Here is a 19,917-nt window from a genome sequence, read left to right on the forward strand (position 1 = left end):
GGAGCCGCCATGAATACGACAATTGCACAACAAATTGCTGATGAAGGCGGCGTTGAAGCCTACCTGCACGCGCAGCAGAACAAAAGCCTGCTGCGTTTCCTGACCTGCGGCAGCGTCGATGACGGCAAAAGCACGCTAATTGGCCGCCTGCTGCACGATACCCGCCAGATCTATGAAGATCAGCTCTCATCGCTGCACAATGATAGCAAGCGTCACGGAACCCAGGGCGAGAAGCTGGATCTGGCGCTGCTGGTGGATGGCCTGCAGGCGGAGCGCGAACAGGGCATCACTATCGACGTGGCCTACCGCTATTTCTCTACCGAAAAGCGCAAGTTTATTATTGCCGATACGCCGGGGCACGAGCAGTACACCCGCAATATGGCGACCGGCGCCTCGACCTGCGATCTGGCTATCCTGCTGATTGACGCGCGCAAAGGCGTACTGGATCAGACCCGTCGTCACAGCTTTATTTCGACGCTGCTGGGGATTAAAAACCTGGTAGTGGCGGTGAATAAAATGGACCTCGTGGCGTTCAGCGAAGAGCGGTTCAATCAGATTCGCGAGGAGTATCTGACCTTTGCCGAACAGCTGCCTGGCGACCTCGATATTCGCTTCGTGCCGCTTTCCGCGCTGGAAGGGGACAACGTTGCCAGCCAGAGCGACAAGATGGTTTGGTACAGCGGCCCGACGCTGCTGGAAGTGCTGGAAACCGTAGAGATCCATCACCCGGTCGAAAGCCAGCCGCTGCGTTTCCCGGTGCAGTTTGTTAACCGCCCCAACCTCGATTTCCGCGGCTTCTCCGGTACCGTAGCCTCCGGCAAAGTGACGGTTGGCCAGCGTCTGAAGGTGCTGCCGTCGGGCGTGGAATCCAGCGTCGCGCGCATCGTGACCTTTGACGGCGACCTGCTGGAAGCCGGTGCCGGGGAAGCGATCACCATCGTGCTGAAGGATGAGATTGATATCAGCCGCGGTGACCTGCTGGTCGATGCGCAGGTATCCCTGCCTGCCGTGCAGAGCGCCAGCATCGACGTGGTGTGGATGGCTGAACAGGCGCTCTCTGCGGGCCAGAGCTTTGATATCAAAATTGCCGGCAAGAAAACCCGCGCCCGCGTGGACGGCATTCGCTACCAGGTTGATATTAACAATCTGACCCAGCGGGAAGTGGAATCGCTGCCGCTCAACGGCATCGGCCTCGTGGATTTGACCTTTGATGAGCCGCTGGTGCTGGACAAATACCAGAACAACCCGGTGACCGGGGGGCTTATTTTTATCGACCGCCTGTCGAACGTGACCGTCGGCGCCGGCATGGTGCGCGAACCACAGGAGCATGCCCAGGCGTCCGCTTCGTCGTTCAGCGCGTTCGAGCTGGAGCTAAACCAGCTTATCCGTAAGCATTTCCCGCACTGGGACGCTCGCGATCTGCTGGGAGGCAAGTAATGGCGCAGCATGACGAAAACGTCGTCTGGCACGCCCATCCGGTCACTCAGCAGCAGCGCGAGCAGCGCCACGGCCATCGCGGCGTGGTGCTGTGGTTTACCGGGCTATCCGGCTCCGGTAAATCGACCGTTGCCGGCGCGCTGGAGGAGGCGCTCCAGCAGGCCGGCGTCAGCACCTATCTGCTGGATGGCGATAACGTTCGCCACGGCCTGTGCAGCGATTTGGGCTTTAGCGACGACGATCGCAAAGAGAACATCCGCCGCGTGGGTGAAGTGGCTAAGCTGATGGTTGAGGCCGGGCTGGTTGTCCTGACGGCCTTTATCTCCCCGCACCGCGCCGAGCGGCAGATGGTGCGCGAGCGACTGGGGGAAGGGCGCTTTATCGAAGTGTTCGTCGATACGCCGCTGGCCATCTGCGAGGCGCGAGATCCAAAAGGGCTCTACAAGAAGGCGCGCGCGGGCGAATTACGCAATTTCACCGGGATTGACTCCGTTTATGAAGCACCGGAAAAGGCGGAAATTCATCTGGATGGTGAACAATTGGTAACAAATTTGGTGCACCAACTATTAGACCTGCTCAGACAGCGAGATATTATCAGATCCTGAAACGGTGGCGGCACTGAGCTGCTGGTCGCCCGGTGAACAGGATTCGATATGCGTAATACCCAGAACCTCAGTATGATTCGTTCAGAACCACCTCCGGTGGCGAATGACGAGACCACCTGGTCTTTGTCAGGCGCCGCCGTGGGATTTATCTCGTGGCTGCTGGCGCTGGGTATTCCCTTCCTCATCTATGGCAGCAACACGCTGTTTTTCCTTCTCTACACCTGGCCGTTCTTCCTTGCACTGATGCCGGTCGCCGTTGTGGTCGGTATTGCGCTGCATTCGCTGTTGAATGGTAAACTCCTCTATAGCTCCTGCGCGACGATTTTGACTATCGGACTGATGTTCGGCCTGCTGTTTCTCTGGCTGCTGGGATAGTCCTTTTGGCGTATGAATCAAGCCTGGGTATCGACGACAAAAATGTGGTACAGTCCCCGCGTTACGCGGCATCGTCCGCGCGTCGGAGTAAAACGCTCGGGCGAGTTATCGGATGATGATGCCGTTTTTCAGGGGGCAGGATGGGTAAATTAACGCTGCTATTATTGGCTTTGCTGGTCTGGCTCCAGTACTCGCTGTGGTTCGGCAAAAATGGTCTACATGACTATAGTCGGGTTAATGACGATGTCTCCGCCCAGCAGGACACTAACGGTAAATTAAAAGCGCGCAACGATCAGCTGTTTGCGGAAATCGACGACCTCAACGGCGGTCAGGAAGCGATCGAAGAGCGCGCGCGCAACGAGCTAAGTATGACCCGCCCGGGTGAAACGTTTTATCGTCTGGTCCCGGATGCGTCTAAGCGCAATCAGGGTTCGGCGCAGAATAATCGATAAATAAGCCCAGGATTACGACATGGCAGCCACTTTTCCGGGCGTTTGCGCCGTGGTGCCGGCGGCCGGTTTTGGCCGTCGTATGCAAACGGAATGCCCGAAACAATATCTCTCAATCGGTAACAAAACGATTCTCGAGCACGCGGTCGCCGCGCTGCTGGCCAACGCCTGCGTCCAGCGCGTGGTGATTGCCGTCAGCCCCGGCGATGTCCGCTTTAGCCAGCTGCCGTTGGCCTCCCACCCGCAGATTACCGTCGTTGACGGCGGCAGCGAACGCGCCGACTCCGTTCTTGCTGGCCTGCAGGCGCTGCCCGATGCGCAGTGGGTGCTGGTGCATGACGCCGCGCGCCCGTGCCTGCATCAGGACGACCTCACCCGCCTGCTGGCGCTGCGCGAAACCAGCCGCGTTGGCGGCATCCTGGCGGCACCGGTTCGCGATACCATGAAGCGCGCTGAACCCGGCAAGGTCGCCATTGCCCATACCGTCGATCGCAACGACCTGTGGCATGCGCTGACGCCGCAGTTTTTCCCGCGTGAATTACTCTTTAACTGCCTGACGCGTGCGCTCAACGAAGGCGCAACCATCACCGACGAAGCGTCGGCGCTGGAGTACTGCGGCTTCCATCCCGAACTGGTAGCCGGACGCGCTGATAATATCAAAGTGACGCGCCCGGAAGACCTGGCGCTGGCAGAATTTTACCTTACCCGTTCCCGACACCAGGAGAAGGCTTAATGCGAATTGGACATGGTTTTGACGTACACGCTTTTGGCGGTGAAGGCCCAATCATTATTGGCGGGGTGCGCGTTCCTTACGAGAAGGGGCTGCTGGCCCACTCTGATGGCGACGTTGCGCTGCATGCGCTAACCGATGCCCTGCTGGGCGCGGCGGCGCTGGGGGACATCGGTAAGCTGTTCCCGGACACCGATCCGGCCTTCAAAGGCGCCGACAGCCGCGCGCTGTTGCGCGAAGCCTGGCGCCGGATTCAGGCGAAAGGCTATACCCTCGGCAACGTCGACGTCACCATCATTGCCCAGGCGCCCAAAATGCTGCCGCATATTCCGCAGATGCGCGTTTTCATCGCCGAAGATCTTGGCTGCCATATGGACGACGTCAACGTGAAGGCGACGACCACCGAAAAGCTCGGCTTTACCGGGCGCGGCGAAGGCATTGCCTGTGAAGCGGTGGCGCTGCTGCGTAAGGCGGCGCAATGATCGCCTTCAACGAACTCACCTGGCTGCACGGTAAACCGCAGGGGCATGGGCTGCTGAAAGCCAGCCCGGAAGACTTCGTGGTAGTAGAAGACCTCGGCTTTGAGCCCGATGGCGAAGGCGAGCACGTGCTGGTGCGGATCCTCAAAAAGGAGTGCAACACGCGCTTTGTCGCGGACGCGCTGGCAAAATTCCTTAAAATCCATGCCCGGGAGGTCAGCTTTGCCGGGCAGAAGGACAAGCATGCGGTAACCGAACAGTGGCTCTGCGCCCGGGTGCCGGGTAAAGAGATGCCTGACCTCAGCAAGTTTCAGCTCGAAGGCTGTCAGGTGCTGGAGTACGCGCGCCATAAGCGCAAGCTGCGCCTTGGGGCGCTGAAGGGCAATCAGTTCACCCTGATCCTGCGCGAAGTCAGCCAGCGCGATGATGTCGAGCAGCGCCTGCAGGCCATCGCTGCCGGCGGCGTGCCGAACTATTTTGGCGCTCAGCGTTTTGGGATTGGCGGCAGCAACCTGCTGGGCGCGCTGCGTTGGGCAGAGAGCGGAGCCCCGGTACGCGATCGAAATAAACGCAGTTTTTGGCTCTCGGCGGCGCGTAGCGGCTTGTTTAATCAGCAGGTCAGTATTAGATTAAAAAAAACAGAATTTAATCAGGTTGTTGATGGCGATGCGCTACAATTAGCGGGGCGCGGCAGCTGGTTTGTCGCTGCGCCTGAAGAGCTGGCGGAACTGCAGGGGCGGGTTGATAATCGCGAGCTGCTGATTACCGCTGCGCTGCCGGGTAGCGGCGACTGGGGCAGCCAACGCGATGCGCTGGCTGCCGAGCAGGCGGCGGTGGCTGAAGAGACGCAGCTCCAGGCGCTGCTGGTGCGTGAAAAAGTAGAGGCGGCACGCCGGGCGATGCTGCTCTATCCGCAGCAGATGCGCTGGAACTGGTGGGATGACGTCACCGTTGAACTGCGTTTCTGGCTGCCAGCGGGCAGCTTCGCCACCAGCGTGGTAAGGGAACTTATCAATACAACGGGTGACTATGCGAATATTGCTGAGTAACGATGACGGGATTCATGCGCCGGGCATTCAGACCCTGGCGAAGGCCTTACGGGAATTCGCTGAGGTCCAGGTTGTCGCACCCGATCGTAACCGCAGCGGCGCATCGAACTCCCTGACGCTGGAGTCTTCACTACGTACCTTCACCTTTGACAATGGCGATATCGCCGTCCAGATGGGCACGCCCACGGACTGCGTCTATCTCGGCGTTAACGCCCTGATGCGCCCTCGTCCGGATATCGTGGTCTCCGGTATCAACGCCGGGCCGAATCTTGGCGATGACGTTATCTACTCCGGTACCGTTGCTGCCGCGATGGAAGGCCGTCACCTTGGCTTTCCGGCGCTGGCCGTTTCGCTAAACGGCCATCAGCATTACGCCACCGCGGCGGCCATCACCTGCACCATTCTGCGCGCGCTCAGCCGCGAGCCGCTGCGCACCGGGCGCATTCTCAATATCAACGTCCCCGATCTGCCCCTTGAGCAGATTAAAGGCATCCGCGTGACCCGCTGCGGCAGCCGCCATCCGGCCGACCAGGTTATCCCGCAAAAAGATCCGCGCGGCAATACCTTGTACTGGATTGGCCCGCCGGGCGAGAAGCACGATGCCGGGCCCGATACCGACTTTGCGGCGGTAGATGAAGGCTACGTTTCGGTGACGCCGCTGCACGTTGATTTAACCGCCCACCAGGCCCATGAGGTGGTCACCGACTGGCTCGATCGCGTCGGAGTAGACAGCCAATGGTAAGCAAACGTGTTGAAAGCCTGCTGAATCAGCTCCGCACTCAGGGCATCGTTGACGAGCGCGTGCTCGAAGCGATTTCTCTGGTGCCGCGGGAAAAGTTTGTCGATGAGGCCTTCGAACATAAGGCGTGGGAAAACACCGCGCTGCCGATTGGTCAGGGGCAAACCATTTCGCAGCCCTACATGGTGGCGCGGATGACGGAGCTTCTGACGCTGACGCCGGAGTCACGGGTGCTGGAAATTGGCACCGGCTCGGGCTATCAGACGGCGATCCTGGCGCAGCTGGTGCATCACGTCTGTTCGGTCGAGCGAATTAAGAGCCTGCAGTGGCAGGCGAGGCGTCGCCTCAAACAACTTGATTTACATAATGTTTCAACCCGTCATGGCGATGGATGGCAGGGTTGGAAGGCGCGAGCACCTTTTGATGCGATTATCGTCACCGCCGCGCCGCCGGAAATTCCGCCGGCCCTGCTGGCGCAGCTTGATGAAGGTGGCGTGCTGGTTTTACCGGTAGGTGAAGATCATCAGTTTCTGAAACGGATCCGTCGTCGCGGTAATGAGTTTGTCATTGATACCGTCGAAGCCGTTCGCTTCGTTCCCCTGGTACAAGGGGAGCTGGCGTGAGACCCGGATTATTCCAGGTTTTTTTTGCCTGATTTTAGGCGTAGGGTGGACACATTTTCAGTGTCCTGGCCGGGCGTTGCCCGGTAAGCAAGATATTGGTAGTTAACCTATTCCTGGGGGATAAATGAGCGCGGGAAGCCCAAAATTTACCTTAAGCCGTATTGCGGCACTATCGCTGGTTTCGCTGTGGCTGGCAGGCTGTACAAACACGAATAATCCGCCTGCACCGGTCAGTACGGCGGGAGGAGCCTCCTCCTCCGGGACCAGCTCCGGGATGCTGATTACCCCGCCGGCTAAAACGGGATCCACCGCCGTGCCTCAGGCGCAGCCGGTTCAGACCCAGCCGAGCCAAATTCAGCCGATGGCCCAGCAGCCGGTGCAGACCATGAACGGCAAGATCGTTTATAACCGCAAATATGGCGATATTCCGAAAGGCAGCTATACCGGCGGCAGCAGCTACACCGTCAAACGCGGCGATACGCTGTTCTATATTGCCTGGGTGACCGGCAACGATTTCCGTGACCTTGCGGAGCGCAATAATATCCCGGCTCCGTACGGCCTGAACGTCGGCCAGACGCTGCAGGTCGGCAACTCCGCGGGCCAGCCAATCACCGGCGATAACGCCGTTGCTCAGGCCAGCGCTCAGGCAAGCGGAGGTGCGACGGCGGCCGCACATCCTGCACAAAAATCAACCGCAGTGGTTGCGTCGCAACCAACTATTACGTATTCTGAATCCTCAGGTGAACAGAATGCTAATAAGATGTTGCCGAACAATAAGCCAGCAACGACGGTCGTTGCGCCGGTTACGGCTCCAGCTATTAGCAGCAACCAACCGACTGCAAGCAGCACGTCAACCAGTTCGCCGATCTCTTCATGGCGCTGGCCGACTGATGGCAAGGTTATCGAGAACTTTAGCGGCGCCGAGGGCGGTAATAAAGGTATCGACATTGCAGGCAGTAAAGGACAGGCTATCGTCGCGACCGCTGATGGACGCGTCGTCTATGCCGGTAACGCACTGCGCGGTTACGGTAATCTTATTATCATCAAACACAACGATGATTACCTGAGTGCCTACGCTCATAACGATACCATGCTGGTCCGGGAGCAACAGGAAATTAAAGCGGGGCAGAAAATCGCTACCATGGGTAGCACCGGAACCAGCTCGACAAGATTACATTTTGAAATTCGTTACAAGGGGAAATCCGTCAACCCGCTGCAGTATTTACCGCAGCGATAATTTGGCGAAGTACGCATAAGCATAACGTCAGTTAAAAGGCGCCGGGGCGGTCAATGCCGCTCTGCATTGGGGCTAAAAAGCTGTCCTGGCGACGTTTAAATGATATTTAGCGAAGGTGCTTTGCTCAGGGATCACGGGTAGGAGCCATCTTTATGAGTCAGAATACGCTGAAAGTTCATGATTTAAATGAAGACGCGGAATTTGATGAGAACGGAGTTGAGGTTTTCGACGAGAAAGCCTTAGTAGAAGAGCAACCCAGTGATAGCGATCTGGCCGAGGAGGATCTCCTGTCGCAAGGCGCAACGCAACGCGTGCTTGATGCGACACAGCTCTATCTTGGTGAGATTGGTTATTCCCCGCTGCTGACGGCTGAAGAAGAGGTCTACTTCGCCCGACGCGCGTTGCGTGGTGATGTCGCTTCACGCCGCCGGATGATAGAAAGTAACCTGCGTCTGGTGGTAAAAATTGCCCGTCGTTACAGCAATCGTGGTCTGGCGCTACTGGATCTGATTGAAGAGGGCAACCTGGGGCTGATCCGCGCGGTTGAAAAGTTTGACCCGGAACGTGGGTTCCGTTTTTCAACTTATGCAACCTGGTGGATTCGTCAAACGATTGAACGGGCGATTATGAACCAAACCCGTACCATTCGTTTACCTATCCATATTGTTAAAGAGCTGAACGTCTATCTGCGTACCGCGCGTGAGTTGTCCCATAAGCTGGACCACGAGCCGAGTGCGGAGGAGATTGCCGAACAGCTGGATAAGCCGGTTGATGACGTTAGCCGTATGCTGCGTCTGAACGAGCGCATCACCTCGGTGGATACGCCGCTGGGCGGTGATTCGGAAAAAGCGCTGCTGGATATTCTGGCCGATGAAAAAGATAACGGCCCGGAAGACACCACGCAGGACGATGATATGAAACAAAGCATCGTCAAATGGCTGTTCGAACTGAACGCCAAGCAGCGTGAAGTCCTGGCGCGTCGTTTTGGTCTGCTGGGCTATGAAGCCGCTACTCTTGAAGATGTAGGTCGTGAAATTGGCCTGACCCGCGAACGCGTGCGTCAGATCCAGGTTGAAGGCCTGCGCCGCCTGCGTGAAATCCTGCAGGGTCAGGGGCTGAACATCGAAGCGCTATTCCGCGAATAAGACATTTTTCTAAAAAAAGGCCCGATCCTTCGATTGGGCCTTTTCCTTTTTTAGCCCGCCTTACTCTACCCCTGCCATGTCTCCTGCAGGTGGCGCCACAAAATCCGCTCATCCTCCTGCCTGAACACCACCGTTGACCAGCGTACCGTCGGCGCCTGTCCGGGAAGGGTCTGCGTTTCGCGATAGAGAACCGCCGCGCCGTCGTGCCAGCGGGCAAGCTCCGTGAGGCTATCAATGGCGATGGTCAGGCCCGCGCGGCTGCCGCCGGCCTGGCGGAAAAAATCGCTGACCGTTGGATGATCCATACGGGCGCCGCCGGTGGCGACCAGCGTAAAATCTGGGGTAAAACGCGCCATTAACGCCTGCGCGCTCCCTTCCTTGCGGCCTAACCAGCTTTCAATAACCACGTGGGCATCAAGAGCTTCCTCAAAATATGCGCTCATTTCTTCTCCATTTTGCTATGCAGGCGCAGAATCAGCGCCCGGTTGTCGAATCGCAGGCAGCTCAGCAGGGGGATAAGGGTTACCCCGGCTGCGGTAATAAACACCCCGCGCCACGCCAGCGCGGTGGGGTAGTAGTGGAGCAGGACGCTGAGCAGCGTCGCCAGCAGCGCCGCGCCGGCTAAAAAGCGGAGCTGGCGGTTGATATTCCACAGTGCGCTGGCGTCCGGCAGGTGGTGATTGGCGATATTCAAAAAGGCGCTGCTTTGCGCCGTGCTGCTGCACAGGCTGCCGCCCGTGCCCATCAGCGTGAAGGCGCTTATCAGGGTGCTCGCCGGGGTCTGCGGGCCTATGCCGATCAGCAGCAGGATCCCCGCCGCCTGGAGCAGGCATCCGCTGACAACCCTTGAAGAGCTGGCCCAGGCCGAGTGGATTATTCATGAGCGCCTGCAAACCCCGCTGCGCTGGCAGCTCAGCGGTCGGGATCGCAAGGCTATCGGCTTTGAAATTAAAAAGACCCCGCGCCTGTCGGCGGATAGCGCCAACGCGCTGATGGCCTTCGCCCTGGCCGGCAGCGGCGTGGCGTGAGTGGCTGGTGGCCTCATCGTTGGCTCAGGGGCGTTTGGTCCATCTGCTGCCGGAGCTCAGCTTTCCGCCGCAGGGGGTCTATGCGGTCTATCCGGATGCGCGGCACGTGCCGACCAGGGTGCGGGCGTTTATCGATTTTTTACGTCAGCGGGTGGGGTAACATGCCGGTTTCTTCGGCCACTTCTGCGGTTCACTCCCGGGCAACGCGCTGCCGCACGGGAGTGACGTTCAGAGGATAAGAGGATTACGCCAGGCTTTTCAGCCGATAGATCCACTCCAGCGCCTGACGAGGCGTCAGCGTATCGGGGTCAAGCTGCTCCAGCGCTTCGAGAGCCGGGGAGGTCTCCTCCGGAGCCGACAGCAGCGACATCTGCGTGCCGTCAACCTGGGTCGCCGCGGCGTTGGGCGAAATGCTCTCCAGCTCGCGCAGCTTCTGGCGCGCGCGCTTGATCACCTCTTTTGGCACCCCCGCCAGCGCCGCGACCGCCAGGCCGTAGCTTTTGCTCGCCGCGCCGTCCTGAACGCTGTGCATAAAGGCGATGGTATCGCCGTGCTCCAGCGCGTCCAGATGAACGTTAGCCACCCCTTCCATTTTCTCCGGCAGCTGGGTGAGCTCGAAGTAGTGGGTGGCAAACAGGGTCAGCGCTTTTATCTTATTCGCCAGGCTCTCGGCGCAGGCCCAGGCCAGCGACAGGCCGTCGTAGGTTGAGGTGCCGCGGCCAATTTCGTCCATCAGCACCAGGCTGTGCTCGGTGGCGTTATGCAGAATATTGGCGGTTTCGGTCATTTCGACCATAAAGGTTGAGCGGCCGCTAGCCAGATCGTCCGCCGCGCCGACGCGCGTAAAGATGCGGTCAATAGGGCCGATGTCGACCTTCTCTGCCGGAACGTAGCTGCCGATCCAGGCCAGCAGCGCAATCAGCGCGGTCTGGCGCATATAGGTACTTTTACCGCCCATATTCGGACCGGTAATAATCAGCATCCGCCGCTGCGGAGAGAGGGTGAGCGGGTTGGCGATAAACGGCTCTTTTAGCACCTGCTCCACCACCGGGTGGCGGCCTTCGACAATGCGGATGCCCGGCTTATCGCTAAAGGTCGGGCAGCAGTAGTTGAGGGCTTCGGCGCGCTCGGCGAGGTTAATCAGCACGTCCAGCTCCGCCAGCGCGCTCGCGCTCTGCAGCAGGTCGGCGAGATGCGGCAGCAGCATATCAAACAGGCGGTCGTAGAGCTGTTTCTCCAGCGCCAGCGCCTTGCCCTTCGAGGTCAGCACCTTATCTTCATACTCCTTGAGTTCAGGAATAATGTAGCGTTCGGCGTTTTTTAGCGTCTGGCGACGGACGTAGTGAATCGGCGCGTGCTGGCTCTGGCCGCGGCTGATCTGGATGTAGTAGCCGTGAACCGCGTTGTAGCCCACTTTAAGCGTATCCAGCCCCAGCCGTTCGCGTTCGCGAACCTCGAGCTTATCGAGGTAGTCCGTGGCGCCATCGGCCAGCGCTCGCCACTCGTCGAGCTCTTCGTTATAGCCCGGGGCAATCACGCCGCCGTCGCGTACCAGTACCGGAGGCGCCTCGATAATGGCCTTTTCCAGCAGCTCGCGCAGCTCGGCGAACTCGCCCATTTTATCGCGCAGCTGCTGCACCGGATCGCAGGGGACCTCGGCCAGCATGTCGCGCAGCGCCGGCAGCTGTTGGAAGGCATGGCGCATGCGGGCTAAATCGCGCGGCCGCGCGGTGCGCAGCGCCAGGCGCGCCAGAATACGTTCGAGATCGCCGACCTGACGCAGTACCGGCTGCAGTTCGCTATAGTGCTCCTGCAGGGCGCCGATGGTCTGCTGGCGCTCGATCAGCACCGCGCTATTGCGGATTGGCATATGCAGCCAGCGCTTAAGCATCCGGCTGCCCATCGGGGTAACGGTGCAGTCGAGTACCGAGGCGAGGGTATTGTCGGTGCCGCCGGCCAGGTTCTGGGTGATCTCGAGGTTACGGCGGGTGGCGGCATCCATGATGATACTGTCCTGCTCACGCTCCATGGTAATCGAGCGGATATGCGGCAGGGAGGTGCGCTGGGTATCCTTGACGTACTGCAGCAGGCAGCCCGCCGCGCACAGGCCGCGCGGGGCGTTCTCAACCCCGAAGCCCACCAGGTCGCGGGTGCCAAACTGTAAGTTCAGCTGCTGACGCGCGGTGTCGATTTCAAATTCCCACAGCGGACGGCGGCGCAGGCCGCGGCGGCCTTCAATCAGCGCCGCTTCGGCAAAATCTTCGGCATACAGCAGCTCTGCCGGGTTAGTGCGCTGCAGCTCCGCCGCCATGGTTTCGCGATCGGCCGGCTCGCTGAGGCGAAAACGCCCGGAGCTGATATCCAACGTCGCATAGCCAAAGCCTTTGCTGTCCTGCCAGATGGCGGCCAGCAGATTATCCTGACGCTCCTGCAGCAGCGCTTCATCGCTGATGGTGCCGGGCGTGACGATGCGCACGACTTTCCGTTCGACCGGCCCCTTGGTGGTGGCCGGATCGCCAATCTGTTCGCAAATCGCCACCGACTCGCCCTGATTCACCAGCTTCGCGAGGTAGTTTTCCACCGCATGGTGGGGGATCCCGGCCATCGGGATCGGCTCGCCCGCCGAGGCGCCGCGTTTGGTCAGGGAGATATCAAGCAGCTGCGAGGCGCGCTTAGCGTCGTCATAGAACAGCTCGTAAAAGTCGCCCATGCGGTAGAACAGCAGGATTTCCGGATGCTGCGCTTTCAGCTTAAGATACTGCTGCATCATCGGAGTGTGGGCGTCGAGATTGTCGATTGTACTCATAGAAAGTTATCCAGCTCCCTGGGTTTTAATGGGTTGCGATCTTTTTTGTTTTCGTTGGTATCACATAGGAGAGACATCATAACGGAGATACGACTTTCAGGGAAAGTGACGAAACGAGATGTAGCGACCCGCGTTCCAGTTGCGCAAGCGGAGCGCGCGGACGGCCGCGCGCCTCGTGGAGGGCTTAGGGCGCCAGATAGACCTGCGGAATGGCGTGGTCGGGGTGCTGGCCGGTGCGCACGTCGGCGCCGTACCAGCGGCTGATAATCGGCTGCTGTATCACCTCATGCGGCGTGCCTTCCGCCACCAGCTTTCCCTGATGCATCAGCAGGATATGGTCAGCCCACAGCGCGGCGAGGTTAAGATCGTGCAGCACGATGCAGACGTGCAGCAGGCCGCTGCGGGTCAGGCGTTTCAGCAGGCGCAGCAGGTGCTGCTGATAGTAAAGGTCCAGCGCCGAGGTCGGCTCATCAAGAAACAGCCAGCCCTGCGGCGCGTCGTCGCGCCACAGCTGGGCGAGACAGCGGGCCAGCTGCACCCGCTGCTGCTCGCCGCCGGAAAGCGAAGGGTAGCGCCTGCCGGCCAGATGGTCGCAGCCGGTCTCCGCCATCACCCTGCGCAGAGTCTGGAGGTCCGGGGTTTTGCCCCACGGCGAGCGTCCCATGGCGATCACCGTCTCAACGGGCCAGTCGGCGTGCAGCTGGGTGCGCTGCAGCATCACCGCCCGGCGGCGGGAGAGCGCCTCCGGCGTCCAGCTTTCCAGCGGCTGGCCCTCCACGCGACGTTCGCCGCTGTCCGGAGTTAAAAAGCCGGTCAGCAGGCGGAGCAGGGTCGATTTGCCCGCGCCGTTCGGGCCAATCAGCGCGGTCATTCCGGCCGCGCTTAGCTGCAGAGAAATATCGTCAATCAGCAGGCGTTGGCCGATGCGCAGCGACAGCGAGCGGGCGATATAGCTGTTATCCATTGATCGTCCTTTGCTGGCGGAAAATAAGCCATAAAAACCACGGGGCGCCGAGCATGCTGGTCAGCAGGCCGACCGGCATTTCGGCGGGCGCGGCGACGGTGCGGGCGAGGGTATCGGCGAGGAGCAGTAAAATCGCGCCGGCGAGCAGCGAGCCGGGGACCAGGCCGCGATGGTCCGGCCCCAGCCACATCCGCATTAGATGCGGAACCACCAGGCCAATAAAGCCGATCACCCCGCTGATGGCGACCGATGCCGCTACCAGCAGGGCGCTGCACAGCAGCAGAAGCCGCTGCAGCGCCCGGACGTTGACCCCGAGGTAGTGCGCTTCCTCATCGCCAAGCTGCAGCAGGTTGAGGCGCGAGGCCATCAGCCATACCGCCGCCGACGCCGGGACCATCAGCGTGGCCGCCACCAGCAGCGTAGACCACTCCGCCTGGCCGAGGCTGCCCATTCCCCACAGGGAAAGCTGGCGCAGCTGAGTATCGTTGCTTACCCACGCCAGCGCACCCACCAGCGCGCCGCACAGCGCGTTGATGGCAATCCCGACCAGCAGCAGGCGCGACAGAGAGCCGTCGCCGGCCCGACTGAGGATAAAAATCACCACCATCACCGCCATGCTGCCGATAAAGGCCGCCAGCATCGGCGCATACAGCGCCACCAGTACCGGCACCGACAGCGGCAGCACCAGCCAGCAGGCCACCGCCAGCGCCGCGCCGCTGCTGATCCCCAGCAGGCCGGGGTCGGCGAGAGGGTTGCGAAATAGCCCCTGCATCACGCAGCCGGAGAGCGCCAGCGCGGCGCCGACCAGCAGCGCCAGCAGCACGCGGGGCAGGCGGATCGTCAGCCAGATATGGCGCAGCATCTCATCTCCGGACGGCCACAGGCTGGCGAGCGGCAGACGCATCGCCCCAAGCGTGGTGGCGAACAGCGTCAGCCCAGCCAGCAGCAGCAGCATCAGCCACAGAGTACGGGCGGGAGCGGCACGCATCAGGGCAGCTGCTCCGCTTTCTGCCGCAGCGTGATGACCGCCTGCGGGGTGCGCGGGCCAAACCCGAGCAGCGCCATATCGTCGATCACCAGCACCTGCTTATGGCGGCCCGCCGGGGTTTGCGCGAGGCCGGGAAGCTTCCACAGTCCCGCTTCGCCCCCCATGCCCTTGAGCCCATCGGCAGAAATCACCACCAGGTCCGGCAGGCTGGCGACTACGCCCTCCTGGGACATGCTGCGATAGTGGTCGAAGCCCTGCATCGCGTTCTGCAGGCCTGCGGCGCGGATCGCCCCGTCGGCTGCGGTCTGCTTCCCGGCGACCAGGGTGTTCATCCCGCCGTGGCTGAGAATAAACAGCACCCGCTTGTTAAGCGGTTGGGTAGGGATCTGCGCGATCTGCTGGTGCACCTTCTGCAGCAGCGCATCGCCCTGCGTCTGTTTACCTAAGGCCGCGGCAATCGTGGCGACCTTGCTATCGATTGACGCCAGGCTGTAGCCCCCCGGTACGTCAACGACCTTCACGCCGCTTTCCTGTACCTTTTTTAGCACCAGCGAAGGCTGGGCCTGGGCGCTGGCCAGCACGAGGGTCGGGCGCAGCGAGAGGATCCCTTCGGCGTTGAGCTGGCGCAGATAGCCGACGTCCGGTAGCGACTGGGCCTCGGCGGGCCAGGTGCTGGTGCTGTCTTTGGCGACCAGCTGCTGCTGGGCATCAAGGGCGTAAACCACTTCGGTGACGTCGCCGCCGAGAGAGATGATGCGCTCGGCGGCGGCGCTGGCAAACAGCGGCAAGGCCATCAACAGTACAAGCCAGCGTTTCATGCGGTCTGTCCTTCCGTCGTCAGACGGTCAACCTGGCTGCGCCACTGCTCCTGCTCCGGGTGGCCTTCGCTGCGCTGGCCGAAGAGCTGGGCTATCTGCGTGCCGTCTTTAGCGAACAGCTCGACGCTGGTGACGTGACCGTCAGTGGTCGGTTTGCGGGTCACCCAAACTTCATCAACGCTGTCTTCGCGCAGGTGCAGCGTAAAGGTGCTGTTGAAAATATTGAGCCAGCCGCGCATCGGCAGCAGCTTTTCGAGCGCGCCGGTGAAGATTTGCACGCAGCCGCGGTTGCCGACGAAAATCATAATTTCGTTGCCCTCTTCGCGGATGGTGCCCAGCAGGCGCGGCAGGGCATCGTTTTCGATGCGGCAGGCGAGGTCGTCGCTCACCGCCCGGAAAGCCTGCTGGCGCGACAGGTTATGCTTTCTCAGCAGGACGAAGAACTGGTGCACGTCGGTCATCGCGCGCCACTCGCTCTCCAGCGCGGCGCCGTCGACGGCGTCAGCATATTTTGCTGCCTCGACCGGACGGATCGCCAGCGGCGTCGGCGCGCTCTGGGTGTGCCCGGCAATCAGCGCATCCCAGGCGGCCATATCGGTTTGTTCGGTGGCGTAGACCTTCAGCAGCGCGTCGCCGTGATGATCGAAGAACTGAATGCTCTGACGATCGTTATCGGTCAGGTGGAAAGCGCTGGCCCACTGGCTGAGAAACAGGCGCAGGTCGAGAGCCCGCGGGTTGAGCACCAGCCCGGCGTGGCCGTTGAGGTGCTGGTGGGTAAATTCGCCGACCTGCTCGTGAACCGCGTATTCGTTGCGGCAAATGCACTTCGTTTCGCCGACCGCTTCCAGCGCGGCCAGGATCGCGCGCGCGTCGTCCTGCAGACGCACGGCATCGTAGCCGAGGCGGGCTTCGGTCAGCTCGGCTTCGCTAATCCCCATTTCGGCGGCGATATCGCGGGCGTATTTGGCGGAGGATTGCGCTTTAGTGGTCAGATAGCGCTGCCACAGCGGGGCATGTTGATGTTGAGCGTCTCGCATAATTCACATCCTTCTCTACGATGAGTATCCCCGGCATCGCGGCCGGGGGCAGGTTTCTTATTATTGGATCTATCAAAAATCGACGTTCACGCCCAGCTGCCAGGTACGGCCAGGCATCGTCGCCAGCGCTTTATCGTTGGCATCCTGGTTGGTCGATGTCTCGATATTGCGGCTGCTCAGGTAATCCCAGTATTTACGATCGGTAATGTTGTAAACCCCGCCGTTCAGGCGCACGTTCTTCGCCACCTGCCAGTAAGCGGTCCAGTCGAGCATACCGTAGCCAGGCACGCGCATATATTCGCTGGTGGAGTCGGTAATCGCCGAGCCGGTGTTGGTATAGCTTTCGCGGCTGGTGGTGCTGGCGCGTTTGCCCTTCACAAAGGTCGCGGTCAGCGCGGTACCGTAGACTTTTGCCGGGTCGTCCCAGGCGACGCCGACGATCGCCTTCATTGGCGCGACGCTATCGAGGTCGACGTACTTGTCGCCGTTATAGCTGGACTTCGATTTCCCTTCGCTGTAGCCGTAGGCGAGGGTGGCGCTCAGGCCGTTAACTTCTTCAAACCAGGTGCCAAAGTTAAATTTAGCGCTGATTTCGCCGCCGTAGATATAGGCCTTATCGCGGTTTTCCGCCTGATAAATGGTATAGATATTTGACGGTACGTTGGTGAAGTTATCCGGGTTGCCGGAGCGCGTGTAGCGGCTATAGGCGATAAAGTTTTTATAGCTGTTGTAGAACAGGGCGGTGCGCATGGTGATGCCTTCCGTCACTTCGCCCTTCATGCCCCACTCGAAGTTATCGCTGGTTTCGGTTTTCAGATCGGTATTGCCGATCAGCGCGTACTGCGCCCGTCCGGCATAGCTTGAGCCGAGGTTCCACGAGCCGTACAGCTGGCTGGCGTTCGGGAACTGCGCCCCGCGCTGGTACTGCAGGTAGGTCATCAGGCGCGGAGTCATATCGTACTGCAGGGTCAGCGACGGCAGCGCCTGGGTGTCGGAGTTCTTACCGTACAGCGTCGAGACGGCGGAGCCGGTCAGCACGCTGCTGTTGGTGGTCAGATCCGAGAGGTTCTCCGGCTTGGTCGACTGATGTACGACGCGAATGCCCGGGATCACGGCGAAGTTATGGCCGTCAAGATCGAAATTAATCTTATCCTGCGCGAAGCCGGCGATGATGTAGCCGCGGCTATCCGCTTCCGGCTGCATGATCGCACTGTAGACGCTCGGCACCGGCGACTGGCTGAACGGACGCTGGGTTTTGGTGGTGCTGGCGTTGAGGCCGCCGCTCAGGTCGTGACGGCCCACGGATTTGGCCAGCGCGGTCTGGAACCCCCAGGTGTCGGTGTCAAAGTTCGAGTTCACGGTCTCCATGGAGAGGGCGGTGCTATCCGGCATATAGGTCCAGTCGTGGGCCTCGGTATGCTGGTAGTAGACCTTAGTCGACACGCTATCGATATAGTCGTTCATCGGCGTCCAGTCGTCTTTCAGGCTCAGCCCCCAGCGGCGCGTCTGGCTGGTCTGGTTGGCGGTGCCGATCGTGCTGTTGCCGCTGGAGTCCCAGGCGTCGTAATGCGTATGGTTGGTTTTATGGTAGTAGTCGAAGGTGCCGGTCAGCTTATGCTCTTCATTTGGCTGCCAGATCCCGGAGGTCATAAAGGCGTCGGAGTGCCAGTTGGCCGGATACGAATCGACGGTTCCGCTGTTATTTTCCGTTTCCTGGCCGTCGCGACGGCTATAGACGAAGATCCCGCGCAGGGTCTCGTCGCCGCCGGCGATGGTGACGCCGTTGTGCCAGCTGCGGTCGGCGGAGTCGTAGCCGCTCTGGTAGCCGAAGGCGCTGGTTTTACCCGGATGCAGATAGTCATCGGCAGATTTCGGGCGGAAAGAGACGTTGCCGCCGATGGAGCTGTTGGCCGTTTCGGTGGAGGTGGCGCCGGACTGAATATTGATACTGCCGTACATGTACGGGTCAATGTAGTCGCGGCCGATACCGAAGGTGTTGAGACCCGCTCGGCTGACGTAGCTGCGTCCGGTGGCGTTCGGCTGGGCGATGCCGTCGACGTCGATACCGACGCGGTTGCTCTCCATGCCGCGAATGTTGTAGCCGGTGTAGCCGCCGCGGTCGAAGCCGCTTTTACCGTTGCCCGATCCACCGCTGGCGCCGGTAGCGCCAATCAGCGGCTCATAGCGCATGATGGAGCCAAAATCTTTGGCACCTTTGTCCTGCAGATCCTGAGCGCTAATCGCGTGTTCGCTGCCGGCTTTCAGCACGGGGGCGGGGGCGGTCACGGTCATCAGCTCCGAGCTATCATCGGATAGCGCATCGCTGGTAAGGTTTTTATTGGTACTGTCAGCCGCCCCGGCGGAGGTCTGATAAATTGCTGCGAGCAAAGAAGTCACCAGCAGGCTTTTTTTAAACCATGCCGTTGATTGAGTGGATTTGTACATAGTAGCCACGCCTTGATAATTATTAGTATCGGCTCACGCGTTACTTCCAGATTTGTCGATTCACCCCGTTATTTCCCTGCGTTGGCGAATTCATTCCCTTTAATTTTGCGAATACTAATGATAAGTATTACCATTTGCAACTAATTCATTATATCTCCACATTTTATTCATAAAGTTGATTACAATTCGGCTTAACGATTAACGAACCTGATCATTCGGGTGGAAACCATTGAGGACAACAATGACTAAGCGTGCCATTACCATCACCTACTGCTCCCAGTGTAACTGGATGCTGCGCGCCACCTGGATGGCGCAGGAGCTGCTGCACACCTTCAGCACCGACATCGGCTCGGTCACGCTGGTGCCGGGAACCGGGGGAATATTCACCATCACCGTAGACGATGTGCAAATCTGGGATCGCAAGCAGGATGAGGGCTTCCCCGACGCGGCGGAGCTTAAGCGCCGGGTACGCGACGTCTGCTTCCCGGAAAAACCGCTGGGACACCTGGATAAACCGGCCTAATCCTCAGGGAGTAACCGGCTGCACCGCGCTGCCTGAAGGTGTATTATACGTGCATCTTTATTGCCGGGGAGTGGCTATGGCGGGTAAACGTATCGATCGCGAAAAAGAGACCATCAGCAGGATGATTTCGCTCTATCAGCGCCGCTGCCCCGATGCCACGGCCGACGCGGAGCACTATCAGGCGCTCAACGCCTATGCCGATAAGCGGCTGGATAAATGCGTGTTCGGTGAAGAGAAACCGGCCTGCAAGCAGTGCCCGGTGCACTGCTATCAGCCGGTAAAACGCGAAGAGATGAAGCAGATCATGCGCTGGGCGGGGCCGAGAATGCTCTGGCGCCACCCGATATTAACTATCCGTCATCTGATTGATGACCGGCGCCCGGTCCCCGAGCTGCCGGAAAAATACCGGCCTAAAAAATAGTCGGCACCTTTCCGGGCCC

General features: G+C 60.1%; 20 protein-coding genes and 2 pseudogenes. 14 read left to right on the top strand and 8 right to left on the bottom strand.

Going from position 1 to position 19,917, the window contains the following annotated elements; translation table 11 throughout:
* Positions 1–9 precede the first annotated feature (9 nt).
* The 11 genes from cysN (at position 10) to rpoS (ending at position 8,868) form a co-directional block, all read left to right on the top strand.
* On the top strand, positions 10–1,437 hold the full coding sequence (gene cysN, locus GVK32_RS04555) for a sulfate adenylyltransferase subunit CysN (protein WP_159865630.1): 1,428 nt from the start codon (positions 10–12) through the stop codon (positions 1,435–1,437).
* Positions 1,437–2,042 (top strand): adenylyl-sulfate kinase, encoded by a 606-nt coding sequence (gene cysC / locus GVK32_RS04560; RefSeq protein ID WP_041146947.1) that lies wholly within the window; start codon positions 1,437–1,439, stop codon positions 2,040–2,042. The genes cysN and cysC overlap by 1 nt, the downstream gene beginning before the upstream one ends.
* A 48-nt stretch (positions 2,043–2,090) precedes the next feature.
* Positions 2,091–2,417, top strand: coding sequence for a DUF3561 family protein (locus tag GVK32_RS04565; protein WP_041146946.1), 327 nt, complete (start codon positions 2,091–2,093; stop codon positions 2,415–2,417).
* A 140-nt stretch (positions 2,418–2,557) separates the two neighbouring features.
* Complete coding sequence (gene ftsB / locus GVK32_RS04570) at positions 2,558–2,869, top strand: cell division protein FtsB (protein WP_045857570.1); 312 nt, start codon at positions 2,558–2,560, stop codon at positions 2,867–2,869.
* 19 nt (positions 2,870–2,888) lie between these two features.
* Positions 2,889–3,599 (top strand): 2-C-methyl-D-erythritol 4-phosphate cytidylyltransferase, encoded by a 711-nt coding sequence (ispD, locus tag GVK32_RS04575; protein WP_159865633.1) that lies wholly within the window; start codon positions 2,889–2,891, stop codon positions 3,597–3,599.
* Positions 3,599–4,078 (top strand): 2-C-methyl-D-erythritol 2,4-cyclodiphosphate synthase, encoded by a 480-nt coding sequence (gene ispF, locus GVK32_RS04580; RefSeq protein ID WP_041146943.1) that lies wholly within the window; start codon positions 3,599–3,601, stop codon positions 4,076–4,078. The genes ispD and ispF overlap by 1 nt, the downstream gene beginning before the upstream one ends.
* Entirely contained in the window at positions 4,075–5,124 is a 1,050-nt protein-coding gene (truD, locus tag GVK32_RS04585; RefSeq protein WP_159865636.1) for a tRNA pseudouridine(13) synthase TruD, read from the top strand. The genes ispF and truD overlap by 4 nt, the downstream gene beginning before the upstream one ends.
* The gene (surE, locus tag GVK32_RS04590) at positions 5,105–5,866 is read left to right on the top strand and encodes a 5'/3'-nucleotidase SurE (RefSeq protein WP_041146941.1); all 762 of its coding nucleotides are present in this window, start codon (positions 5,105–5,107) and stop codon (positions 5,864–5,866) included. The genes truD and surE overlap by 20 nt, the downstream gene beginning before the upstream one ends.
* Positions 5,860–6,486, top strand: a complete 627-nt coding sequence (locus GVK32_RS04595; protein WP_159865639.1) for a protein-L-isoaspartate(D-aspartate) O-methyltransferase — start codon at positions 5,860–5,862, stop codon at positions 6,484–6,486. The genes surE and GVK32_RS04595 overlap by 7 nt, the downstream gene beginning before the upstream one ends.
* A gap of 124 nt (positions 6,487–6,610) precedes the next feature.
* Positions 6,611–7,723 (top strand): murein hydrolase activator NlpD, encoded by a 1,113-nt coding sequence (gene nlpD, locus GVK32_RS04600; RefSeq protein WP_159865642.1) that lies wholly within the window; start codon positions 6,611–6,613, stop codon positions 7,721–7,723.
* A gap of 152 nt (positions 7,724–7,875) precedes the next feature.
* The gene (rpoS, locus tag GVK32_RS04605) at positions 7,876–8,868 is read left to right on the top strand and encodes an RNA polymerase sigma factor RpoS (RefSeq protein WP_159865645.1); all 993 of its coding nucleotides are present in this window, start codon (positions 7,876–7,878) and stop codon (positions 8,866–8,868) included.
* 65 nt (positions 8,869–8,933) lie between these two features.
* Here rpoS and GVK32_RS04610 read toward each other — a convergent pair whose 3' ends face one another.
* Both GVK32_RS04610 and GVK32_RS29040 read right to left on the bottom strand, forming a co-directional pair.
* A complete protein-coding gene (locus GVK32_RS04610) occupies positions 8,934–9,311 on the bottom strand; it encodes a DUF4440 domain-containing protein (protein ID WP_159865648.1) in 378 nt (125 codons plus the stop codon).
* A pseudogene (locus GVK32_RS29040) lies at positions 9,308–9,712 on the bottom strand (MFS transporter); the annotation flags it as partial. The pseudogene GVK32_RS29040 and the gene GVK32_RS04610, both read right to left, overlap by 4 nt.
* Between GVK32_RS29040 and GVK32_RS04620 the strand changes: the two are divergent.
* Positions 9,660–10,056 (top strand): annotated as a pseudogene (locus tag GVK32_RS04620) (LysR substrate-binding domain-containing protein); the annotation flags it as partial. The pseudogenes GVK32_RS29040 and GVK32_RS04620 overlap by 53 nt on opposite strands.
* A gap of 84 nt (positions 10,057–10,140) precedes the next feature.
* Here the strand turns inward: GVK32_RS04620 and mutS are convergent.
* From mutS to GVK32_RS04650, 6 genes are all read right to left on the bottom strand, one after another.
* Complete coding sequence (gene mutS, locus GVK32_RS04625) at positions 10,141–12,702, bottom strand: DNA mismatch repair protein MutS (RefSeq protein ID WP_159865654.1); 2,562 nt, start codon at positions 12,700–12,702, stop codon at positions 10,141–10,143.
* Positions 12,703–12,886: 184 nt separating this feature from the next.
* Complete coding sequence (locus tag GVK32_RS04630; RefSeq protein ID WP_159865657.1) at positions 12,887–13,666, bottom strand: heme ABC transporter ATP-binding protein; 780 nt, start codon at positions 13,664–13,666, stop codon at positions 12,887–12,889.
* Positions 13,659–14,654 carry an iron ABC transporter permease gene (locus GVK32_RS04635; RefSeq protein WP_159865660.1) on the bottom strand — a complete coding sequence of 332 codons (996 nt, stop codon included), beginning with the start codon at positions 14,652–14,654 and terminating at the stop codon, positions 13,659–13,661. Before GVK32_RS04635 ends, GVK32_RS04630 begins: the two co-directional genes overlap by 8 nt.
* The gene (locus GVK32_RS04640) at positions 14,654–15,472 is read right to left on the bottom strand and encodes a hemin ABC transporter substrate-binding protein (protein ID WP_159865663.1); all 819 of its coding nucleotides are present in this window, start codon (positions 15,470–15,472) and stop codon (positions 14,654–14,656) included. Before GVK32_RS04640 ends, GVK32_RS04635 begins: the two co-directional genes overlap by 1 nt.
* Positions 15,469–16,509 carry a hemin-degrading factor gene (locus GVK32_RS04645; RefSeq protein ID WP_159865666.1) on the bottom strand — a complete coding sequence of 347 codons (1,041 nt, stop codon included), beginning with the start codon at positions 16,507–16,509 and terminating at the stop codon, positions 15,469–15,471. The genes GVK32_RS04640 and GVK32_RS04645 overlap by 4 nt, the downstream gene beginning before the upstream one ends.
* 72 nt (positions 16,510–16,581) lie before the next feature.
* Positions 16,582–18,954: a TonB-dependent receptor domain-containing protein gene (locus GVK32_RS04650; protein ID WP_159865669.1), complete on the bottom strand. Its 2,373-nt coding sequence runs from the start codon at positions 18,952–18,954 to the stop codon at positions 16,582–16,584.
* Positions 18,955–19,195: 241 nt separating this feature from the next.
* On the opposite strand from GVK32_RS04650, the gene GVK32_RS04655 reads away from it, so the two are divergent.
* Complete coding sequence (locus tag GVK32_RS04655; RefSeq protein WP_128877340.1) at positions 19,196–19,477, top strand: SelT/SelW/SelH family protein; 282 nt, start codon at positions 19,196–19,198, stop codon at positions 19,475–19,477.
* A 76-nt stretch (positions 19,478–19,553) separates the two neighbouring features.
* On the top strand, positions 19,554–19,898 hold the full coding sequence (locus GVK32_RS04660) for a nitrous oxide-stimulated promoter family protein (protein ID WP_159865672.1): 345 nt from the start codon (positions 19,554–19,556) through the stop codon (positions 19,896–19,898).
* Positions 19,899–19,917 lie beyond the last annotated feature (19 nt).

The sequence above is a fragment of the Klebsiella sp. 18074 genome (assembly GCF_902705905.1).
Lineage (GTDB): Bacteria > Pseudomonadota > Gammaproteobacteria > Enterobacterales > Enterobacteriaceae > Klebsiella > Klebsiella terrigena.